Source organism: Cupriavidus basilensis OR16, from assembly GCF_000243095.1.
GTDB classification, from domain to species: domain Bacteria; phylum Pseudomonadota; class Gammaproteobacteria; order Burkholderiales; family Burkholderiaceae; genus Cupriavidus; species Cupriavidus basilensis_D.
In genome coordinates this window covers 60287-69512 of sequence record NZ_AHJE01000071.1, presented here as the reverse complement: position 1 = coordinate 69512, position 9226 = coordinate 60287, and the positions used below count along the sequence as shown (strand labels likewise).

Sequence of the window (9226 nt, the reverse complement as noted above, 5' to 3'; positions counted from 1 at the left end):
ACGAGACATTGGGCACGGTGAGCGCACCGCTTAGCACCATCGGCAGGCCGTCCGTGAAGGCGACCGGCGCGGCGCGTCCGCCCATCGATTCGGCCAGCCGGTTGAGAAAGCCGGTGCCGCGCAGCGCGGCATCGATGCGCCCGCTGCCCTTGCCGTTGCCCGCGAGCGGCAGGCCGGCCTCGACCCCGTCCTGCGTCTCGAAGTGGCTGCGCGACAGGTCATCGGTGCCGGCAAACGGCACGAACGCAAGCTGCTGCTTCTGCCACAGCGGCAGCAGGCTGTCCTTGAGCGCGGGATGCAGCGCCCACGCATCGATGCCCCTGCCCGCGCCGCCATCGAAGGCTGCCGCCAGCGACAGCGCGGCGCGCGGATCGGCCGGGGCGCCCTGCGCGACCGGCCTGGCAATGGCGATGGTCGGCCGCGATGCGTAGTAGAAATCGCTGCCCGCCGGCACCAGCACATTGGTGGCATCGTAGCCACCACGCAGGAACACCAGCAGGAAACGCGCATCGGCCTGCTGCGGCAGCGCGTAGGCGCGCGAAACGATGCCGGGCGCCAATGCCGCCAGTCCGGCAAGCCCCGCGCCCTTTAGCCAGTCACGTCGTTGCATGGGGTACTCCTTGTTCAGGGCGGACTGCTCAGTCCTGCATCCATTCGGGCGACGACAGCAAGATGGTGTTCCACTCCGCCTGCGACGTCGCCTGCGTCATCGCGGTGCGCGTGGCGGGGCCGAGCGTGGATTCGATGCTGTCGAAGAACACGCGGTTGGTCAGCAAGGGAAAGCCGGTGCGCTCGGCCGGCTTGCCATCATCCTTGGAGAACAGGCCGGCCTGCCCCGAGCCAATGGCGCGCGCGATCTCGAAGCGCTTGACCATCTGCCCGGAACTGGCCCATGCGCTCTCCGCCGCCGGGAAACCGTCCGGCGTGATGCGGCCATAGAGCGGCTCGCCAAGCTGGTTAAGCCAGCCGATGGCCGGGCGCAGGTTGGCCACCGTGCGGCCGTCATACGCCAGCCGCAGCGACGAGGCCACGAACTGCATCGGGTCCTTGAACTTGCGCGTGCCGGAGGCCAGCGTGTTGTTCAGCTCAGGCGACAGGAACAGCGTGCGTAGCACTGACGCGATATCGCCATCGGTCTGCGTGAACGTGCCGGCCATGCGGTTGACGAGCGACGGCGGCGGCGCATCGCCGACGAAATGCGCGGCGAGCTTGTAGGAGATGAAACGCGCGGTGGCCGGATCGCGGCTGAGAATCTCCACGGCCTGCTCCACCTCGTGGAAACCGGTCGGCTCGATGCGATGGCCAAGCAAGGTCTTGGGGCCGAAATCATGCCGGTTCGGGTTGAACTCGAACAGCCCGTCGGCGCGGTAGAGCGCCTGCTTTTGCGGCGGGAGCTTGGGCGGCTGGCCGCTGGCGTTGATGCCCAGGCCGGTCAGCACGCGTGCCAGTTCCTGCACATCCTGCTGCGTATAGCGCGAGCCGCTCGGGCCGCCGGCCACGCCCAACGTATGCAGCTCCATCAGCTCACGCGCATAGTTCTCGTTGATGCGGTTGACCGCGCTTTGCGCGTTGTCCAGGTACTCCAGCATGGCGGGCGATGTCACGGTCGCCATCAGCAGGTCGCGGAACTTGCCCAGCGCATGCGGGCGCACGGCCTTGTCTTCGTAGTCGGCCAGCACCCAGCGCACCGAGCCCTTGCCGGAGTACACGCTGAAATGGTTCATCCAGAACCACGTCATCTGCTCGCGCAACTGCGCGGGCGAGTAGAGTGCGCGCAGCAAATGGCGGCGGCTGGTGTCGAGCACCACATCGTTGCCGCTGCGGTTGAGTGCGTCGCGCGCCGTCTTTTTTTCGTCTTCGTCGGTGAGGGTGTTGATGCGCTGCTGCTCGGCGCGCACGCCGCGCAGCCGTTGCTCGCCGCTTTGCTGGGCGATGCTCAGCGCGCCGATGCTGGCGGCAAGCTCGCCCTTATCGGTGCCGGGTGCCTTGAGTTGTTCTTCGAGATAGCGCTCGCGCCCCAGCTTGCGCAGGCGCTCGATGCTGGCCTGGTTGACTCCGAAGGTGACGGTGTTGAGCCAGTGCAGGTCGGCCGGCTTCAGCGCCGCGCCGGATGCGCCCTCCGGCGCGGCGCCGCCTTGCGCGCAAGCACCCAGCAGCCCGGCGGCCGCGCTCAGGAGGCACACCGATATCAAGCGTGACATCAAGCGTGAAATGCTGAAGGACATGGTTGGCCTGCCTCGAACGCTGTGGGGTGACACCGCTCTTACGCTGGCGGACGGGTTTTGGTTGACGTTGGATTCGCCCGTTATCCGGCCTGGCTCAGCAAGCAAAATGTAAGTTCTGGCCGGTTACCGGCGCAAGGTCGCGCCCCAGAACACCAGCGCGGCGGCACTGATCGCCGCGCCCAGCATGCAGACGCCTGACCAACCGGCGCGCGCATAGACATAGGTCGATGCGATCGACCCGGCACCGCTGCCAAGCGCATAGAACAGCATGTAGCAGCCCACCAGCCGGCTGTGCGCTTCCGGGCGCACCCGGAACACCATGCTCTGGTTGGTGACATGGATGGCCTGCCCGGCCAGGTCCAGCACGATAATGCCCGCCACCAGCAGCCACAGCGACTCCCGCGCAAAGCCCAGCGGCACCCAGCAGGCCACCAGCAGCACCAGCGCAATGCCGGTGGTCCACTGTCCCAGCCCGCGATCCGCGAGGCGCCCGGCGCGCGCTGCCGCCAGAGCACCGACGGCCCCGACAAGCCCGAAGGCACCGATGGCGGTATGCGACATCGAATACGGCGGCGCGCTCAGCGGCAGCACCAGCGCGGTCCAGAACACGCTGAACGCGGCGAACATCAGCATGGCGATCCCGCCACGGACCTGCAGCGTGCGCTCCTGCGCCAGCAGCGTGAACATCGACGCGAGCAGGCTGACGTAGCGCATCTTCACCGGTGCGCTCGCCTGCCTCGGCAAACAGCGCGCCAGCAGCGCGATCATCAGCAGCGCCAGCACGCCCGAGACCACGTACACCGCGCGCCAGCCGGCAAGATCCGCCAGCGCGCCGGCCATGGCACGCGCCATCAGCAACCCGATCACCACGCCGCCCTGCGCGGCGCCCACCACGCGGCCGCGCTCGGCCGGCGCGGCCAGCGTGGCGGCGAAGGCGATCAGTCCTTGCGTCATCGCCGTGCCCAGCAGGCCGACGGCGAGCATCCCCGCCAGCAGCGCCGTGCGCGTGGACGCCACGGCCACGACGGCCAGCGCCACGGCAAGCAACAGCAACTGCAGCAAGATCAGGCGGCGCCGATCCACCAGGTCGCCCACCGGCACCAGCAGCAGCAACGCGAGCGCGCAGCCCGCTTGCGTGGCGGTGACGACGATGCCGACCGAGCCGTAGCCCAGGCCGAACTCGCGCGCGATCGCATCCAGCAAGGGCTGCGCGTAGTACACGTTGGCCACGCTGAGCCCGCACGCCAGCGCGAACAGCCAGACCAGCGAGGATGGCATCGCAGGCGCTGCGCCGGCTTGCGCCGGGGACGCGATGGCTTGATGAAAGGTCATGACGGCTCCTCTTGGTTTTATAAAGAAACCACGCGGAGTCTATCTAACTAAGTTTTTTAAAGCAACCAGATGATGAATTCAGCACACCAACGAACATCGTTGATGTGCCGTGCAAGCCGCCCCAGCAAAGCCGCCGCGTATATCGTATAGTTACGATATTAATTTTGTGAGAAGCGGATATATGTTTCGCCAAAACGCGAAACAGCCCGTGGCTCCGCTACCGGACAAACCCACCCAATGGACATCGACGCCATCCACAAGGCCCTGGCCAATCCCGTGCGGCGCAGCATCCTCGCCTGGCTGAAAGCCCCGCAGGAGAATTTCGCCATGCAGGACTACCCGCTCGAGCTTGGCGTCTGCGCGGGACTGATCGACGCGCGCACCGGGCTGTCGCAGTCCACCGTGTCGGCGCATCTCGCCACGTTGCAGCGCGCCGGGCTGGTGACATCCAAGCGGGTAGGCCAATGGATTTTTTTCAAGCGCGACGAGGAGACCATCCAGGCCTTCCTCGATCACATGCACAGCGATCTTTGATGCCAGCGGCACGCGAGCGCCTACTTCCGCACCAACGGTGCACCCCTCTCTTCGACACCCGGACAAACTGACATGACCTCTCTCTTCGACCCCATCCGCATCGGCGACCTCGACCTCCCCAACCGCGTCATCATGGCGCCCCTGACGCGCTCGCGCGCGGTGGGCGGCGGCCGCGTGCCCAACACTCATGGCCGAGTACTACGTGCAGCGCGCGTCCGCAGGCCTGATCCTCAGCGAGGCCACCTCGGTCACCCCGCAAGGCGTGGGCTATGCCGACACCCCGGGCATCTGGTCCGACGAGCAAGTGGCCGGCTGGAAGGTGGTCACCGATGCCGTGCACGCCGCCGGCGGCCGCATCTTCCTGCAACTGTGGCACGTGGGCCGTATTTCCGATCCAGTCTTCCTCGACGGCGAACTGCCGGTGGCGCCCAGCGCCATCGCCGCCGCCGGCAATGTCAGCCTGGTGCGTCCCAAGCGCGCGTTTGTCACGCCGCGCGCGCTGGAAACCGATGAAATCCCCGGCATCGTCGCGGCCTTCCGCCACGGCGCCGAGAACGCCAAGGCGGCCGGCTTCGACGGCGTGGAAGTGCACGGCGCCAACGGCTACCTGCTTGACCAGTTCCTGCAGGACAGCACCAACAAGCGCACCGACGCCTACGGCGGCTCGCTGGAAAACCGCGCCCGCCTGCTGCTGGAAGTGACCGACGCCTGCATCGACGTGTGGGGCGCATCGCGCGTGGGCGTGCACCTGGCGCCGCGCGGCGACGCGCACGACATGGGCGACTCGGACCTGCCGGCCACCTTCGGCTACGTGGCGCGCGAACTCGGCAAGCGCGGCATCGCCTTTATCTGCTCGCGCGAAGCGCTGGGCGACAATCGCCTCGGCCCCGCGCTGAAGAAGGCGTTTGGCGGCACCTATATCGCCAACGAGAAGATGACCAAGGAAACGGCCGAGCACGTGCTGCAAGCCGGTGAAGCCGATGCGGTGGCCTTTGGCCAGTTGTTCATCGCCAACCCGGACCTGCCGCGCCGCCTGCAGATCGACGCGCCGCTGAACGCACCGCAGCCGGAGACTTACTACCACTCTGGCGCCGAAGGTTATATCGACTACCCCGCGCTTGCCTGAGCGCACGCGGCCAGGCGAACTGGTCGCGCAGTTGAACGGTTGAACGCCCCGCCTAGCGCGGGGCGTTTTCCGTTGGCCGGGACGGTTTGCGCATGTCGCCGTCATGCCATAATCCGCAGCCATGGCACCCACCGACCAAGTAGAAAGCCAGCAGTCAGACCCATCGCTGCTGCGCATCCATCGCGCGGAGTACACGCGGCGCGTGAACCGCGTGCTCGACTATATCGACCAGCATCTGGACACGCCGCTCGATCTGGCCGAACTGGCGGACGTCGCGAACTTCTCCCGCTTCCATTTTCATCGTTTGTTCGCGGCCTGGATGGGCGAGACGCTGGGCGACTACACACGCCGGCGCCGGCTCGAGTCCGCCGCATTTCAGTTGGCTTGTAAACCCGGCGCCTCGGTGCTGGAAATCGCACTGGCCACCGGTTTCGGCTCCGGCGAGGCATTCGCGCGCGCCTTCAAGCTCAAGTTTGGCTGCACGCCCTCTACCTGGCGCGCCGGCGCAGCCGAACACCGGGCCACGCAGGTCGCGGCGGCACGCGCGCGCTTGGCCAACCGCCATAGCAATCCGGATCAGGTCCTGCGCAATGCCGATCAGGTGGATGGCGGTGCTTTCATCGACCATGGCGTCTCCTGCCAAACAGATGGAGAGAGCAATATGGAAGTCCGCGTCATCGATCTACCCGAGGCACGTGTCGCCTATCAACGCCATATCGGCCCCTACGGTCCGGCGATCGGCACCTTCTGGCGTGAAGCCGTCGCGCCATGGATGCATGCCAACGGCCTGGCCGGGCAAACGTGTTACGGCATCGGCCACGACGCCCCCGGCATCACGCCGCCGGACAAGTGCCGCTACGACGCCTGCGTGGAGATACCTGAAACCTTCCAGCCCGGCGGCCGGGCCAGCATCTCCGTCCTGCCGGGCGGACGTTACGCCGTGGCGCAATTCACCGGCGCCCCTGCCACCATCGCCGAGGCATGGACCTGGCTGACCCGGGAATGGCTGCCGTCCAGCGGTCTGCAATGCGACGAACGCCCATGCTTCGAGCGGTTCTCGGCAGTGTCGGCGCTGGACGCGCGAACGGGCTCACTGACCTGCGAGTTGTGCATTCCCGTGCGTGCGCTATAGCGCGGCGAGCGCAACGCAAGGTCAAGCCGCCGGCGCGGAGTGCCGATGATGTTCGGGGTATGCGCGGGGAAACAGATTGTTGATCATCGCGTACTTCTTGTTCTTCATCTTCCACTCGCGGCCCCCGGCCCGCCATGAAGGCGATGGCATTCAATGGGAGCATTCAAATCTACTTCCAGGACCAAACACGCGGGGCGTTCGGCAATCCAGTCAGGATCGGGAATTTCCAAGGCGCCAACACGATGGCCGTGGGCGACCTCAATGGCGACAAGGCACCGGATATCGTCGTGGACGACGGCGACGGCATCCTGTTCCAGAGCGCGCAACAGCGTGGCCAGTTCCTGCCTGCCGTGCACCTTGCTCTCTGACGAGTGCGGTGAGAGAGGCGGTCAACGACGACTGCTGCAACGGATCGCAGAGCCGATGCCGATTGCACGCTCCGGCCATCGCTGGACAACGTCGAAAACCGGGGGCATCAGCAGTCGCAGCATCACTTGCGCCGCCGGTCGCCTCCAAGCGAATCAACGATGATCATCGTGCGATCCAGTACGCCCTGGTCGTCAAAGTAGGCACTAAAGTGGCCCGGCTGATAGCCATTCGCATAGAGCCGGTACGACCATGCCTCGCGCTTCATGAGCGGGTAGTACTGGACAGGCTCGCGCGGCAGGCCAAAGCGCTCGGCCACGTCGCGCTTGGTCCAGACCCCCGGCTTTGCCTCGTAGATCTCTTTCTCGGTCAACATCTGGCGGAAGTTGACGAGCTTTCCGTTCCCGTCGAAATCTGCGGCGTAGACCTCATATCCCAAGGGCTGGTGCGAATAGATCCACCGGCTGGTACCGTCGGCGAGCGCATGGGTCTCCGTGGGCGCGCCAAAGGTCTCGCGCACGGAGCTTGCCGGGCTGCCTATCATTTTCTGCGCAGTCTGGAGGGGTTGCAGGGACGCACAGGCAGACAGCGCAACCGCGGTGCCGGCCAGCCACTTGGCGAAGCGATATTGCATGACCATTCTCCACTGCCGAAAGGTGCAGTTTCTTTCGGCCAGTATTCGATCCAAGCATAGTCCACCCGCTACATTCCGGGCCCTGCCCCTACGCCGCCAGCCCCGCCGGCGCCACCACCGATGCCGCCGGTACCTGGCGTCGGCTGGAATCCGGGCGCGCTTCCTGACGAGGCGCCGCCCGTCATGCCCGCCCCCGATCCGACCGTGGTGCCGGGCTCGTCCCCGCCTCCGCCGCAAGCCGCAAGAAGGAATGCGGCAAGCAACGCCGCGAGAATTCTAGCCGACATGATGTTCTCCTGTGTCGCATCGGTGAACGCACCCCCCTGGTACTGCCAAGCGCTTCAAGGCCCAAGCACGAACTCCACCTGGATATTCATGTGCACGGCGTCGCCCACAGTGGGGAACCATGCTGCCAGGCCGAACTCCCGGCGGCTGACTTCGCCGGCCGCGGAGAAGGCAATCGTGCGGTCGCGCCGCGGCTCTCCGATGGCGCCGCCTGGTGTTACCAGAAGGCTGACCGGACGCGTGATGCCGTGGATCGTGAGGTTGCCGAGAAGCCACCCGCTGCCCTCTGCGGTCCGGACAAAGCGGGTACTGACAAAGCGGATCTCCGGATAGCGGGCCACATCGAGCATGCCGCCGCCCCGGATGATCGGCGACAGGAAGCGCGGGCGCGCCTCAACGCTTGCGGCCTCGATCGTCACCATGACGCGGCCCGAGTCAAGACCGGCCCGCGTTCCTTCGAGCTGCGCATTCATGCAGTGAAAGCGCATCTTGATCTGTGAGTGCGAGAAGGCGTCGACCTCGAACGTGACGGTCGAGCGTTGCGGCGCCAGCATGTACCGATCGGGCCGCCCATCCACCTCGGTTGGCTGGGTCTGGCTGACGGCGCCCGCCAGCGATGCTAATGTGGCGAGCACAAGTTCGGCGATCGCGTGCCCGCGGGTGGCCCGGAACCAGAGTGGCGAATCGAGCACGATGCCTCCACGGCAGAAGAACTGTGGTCCGGCTAGGTAAACGCTTGGCGGCCAGGATTTATTCCATTGCGCGCCGCCGCAAATGCCGAAGGGTCGGTTGCCAGTCCATCCCCCCTCCCTCCGCAAAAAGCCCTAGTCGGGCCCACGGCAAATTGCCGGTACGAGGGCGAGGGCGCTCACCGGGCCTTGCGCAGGTCGAGCCCGGATGCCCGCTTCCCGGTGCGGACATTGGCCAAAAACCTCGGCAATCAGCGTTTCCCAACGGATAGCACGCAACCGCAGCCGGCTGAGGCGGTGAATCACTGTGCGCACACGAGCTGAAGGCCGCGGTATAGTGCGGGCTCCAGAACCCAGCGCTGCGCCTGATGGACAGGATTCGCATCATCAACCCCGATGCTTATTTAGAAACGCCGGCAGGACGGGTATGGACGCCGGAACGCAGCCAGCTTGCGTGGTCGAGCAGCTTTGCTGCACTTGAACAGGCGCTGATTGAAATGCGTGACCTTCAGCCGCGAGTGCTCATCGTCTGCGGACTGCAAGGCGCAGGAAAATCTCATTGGCTCGCACATCACGCGAGCGACTACGCGCCTTGCATTGGCTTCGATGCGGCGTTGCCGGGCGCGCGCCATCGGAGCCCGATTATCGAGATCGCCCGTCGACGGAGTGCTGAAGCACTGGCGATATGGATTGATACTCCGCTAGCCGTCGCGAAGATGCGCAACGCCGACAGGCCAGCGGACAAACGCGTACCAGACGAAAGCATCGAGAGTGTAGGAAACTTGTTCGAGCCGCCTTGCATTGAAGAGGGATTTTCCAAGGTGCTCAGAGTCGCGGGCTCCTGATTTCCGATGTCGGTGAAGAACCTCAAGTAAGCCGGGCCAGCCATGGGGCCCGGCTTTC

The 9226-nt window shown here is 65.8% G+C and carries 8 protein-coding genes and 2 pseudogenes; 5 read left to right on the top strand and 5 right to left on the bottom strand.

Translation table 11 applies throughout. The features are described 5' to 3' along the window. The 3 genes and pseudogenes from OR16_RS25195 to OR16_RS25185 all read right to left on the bottom strand — a co-directional run. Positions 1-610, bottom strand: a pseudogene (locus OR16_RS25195) (DUF1501 domain-containing protein); the annotation flags it as partial. 28 nt (positions 611-638) lie between these two features. Then, complete coding sequence (locus OR16_RS25190; RefSeq protein ID WP_043421019.1) at positions 639-2201, bottom strand: DUF1800 domain-containing protein; 1563 nt, start codon at positions 2199-2201, stop codon at positions 639-641. Between the two features lie 147 nt (positions 2202-2348). Continuing rightward, the gene (locus OR16_RS25185) at positions 2349-3557 is read right to left on the bottom strand and encodes an MFS transporter (protein WP_006161040.1); all 1209 of its coding nucleotides are present in this window, start codon (positions 3555-3557) and stop codon (positions 2349-2351) included. A gap of 237 nt (positions 3558-3794) precedes the next feature. On the opposite strand from OR16_RS25185, the gene OR16_RS25180 reads away from it, so the two are divergent. The 4 genes and pseudogenes from OR16_RS25180 (at position 3795) to OR16_RS47825 (ending at position 6717) form a co-directional block, all read left to right on the top strand. Continuing rightward, on the top strand, positions 3795-4091 hold the full coding sequence (locus OR16_RS25180) for an ArsR/SmtB family transcription factor (protein ID WP_006161039.1): 297 nt from the start codon (positions 3795-3797) through the stop codon (positions 4089-4091). A gap of 72 nt (positions 4092-4163) precedes the next feature. Continuing rightward, positions 4164-5217 (top strand): annotated as a pseudogene (locus OR16_RS25175) (alkene reductase). A gap of 121 nt (positions 5218-5338) precedes the next feature. After that, positions 5339-6349, top strand: a complete 1011-nt coding sequence (locus tag OR16_RS25170; protein WP_006161036.1) for an AraC family transcriptional regulator — start codon at positions 5339-5341, stop codon at positions 6347-6349. 134 nt (positions 6350-6483) lie between these two features. Continuing rightward, positions 6484-6717, top strand: a complete 234-nt coding sequence (locus OR16_RS47825; RefSeq protein ID WP_006161034.1) for an FG-GAP repeat domain-containing protein — start codon at positions 6484-6486, stop codon at positions 6715-6717. A gap of 122 nt (positions 6718-6839) precedes the next feature. Here the strand turns inward: OR16_RS47825 and OR16_RS25160 are convergent, their stop codons facing one another. After that, positions 6840-7349, bottom strand: a complete 510-nt coding sequence (locus tag OR16_RS25160; protein ID WP_006161033.1) for a hypothetical protein — start codon at positions 7347-7349, stop codon at positions 6840-6842. Positions 7350-7690: 341 nt separating this feature from the next. Continuing rightward, the gene (locus OR16_RS25155) at positions 7691-8326 is read right to left on the bottom strand and encodes a YceI family protein (RefSeq protein WP_006161032.1); all 636 of its coding nucleotides are present in this window, start codon (positions 8324-8326) and stop codon (positions 7691-7693) included. Between the two features lie 365 nt (positions 8327-8691). Here OR16_RS25155 and OR16_RS41800 point away from each other — a divergent pair, with 365 nt between their 5' ends. Beyond that, positions 8692-9168 carry an AAA family ATPase gene (locus tag OR16_RS41800; RefSeq protein ID WP_006161030.1) on the top strand — a complete coding sequence of 159 codons (477 nt, stop codon included), beginning with the start codon at positions 8692-8694 and terminating at the stop codon, positions 9166-9168. Positions 9169-9226: the final 58 nt, after the last annotated feature.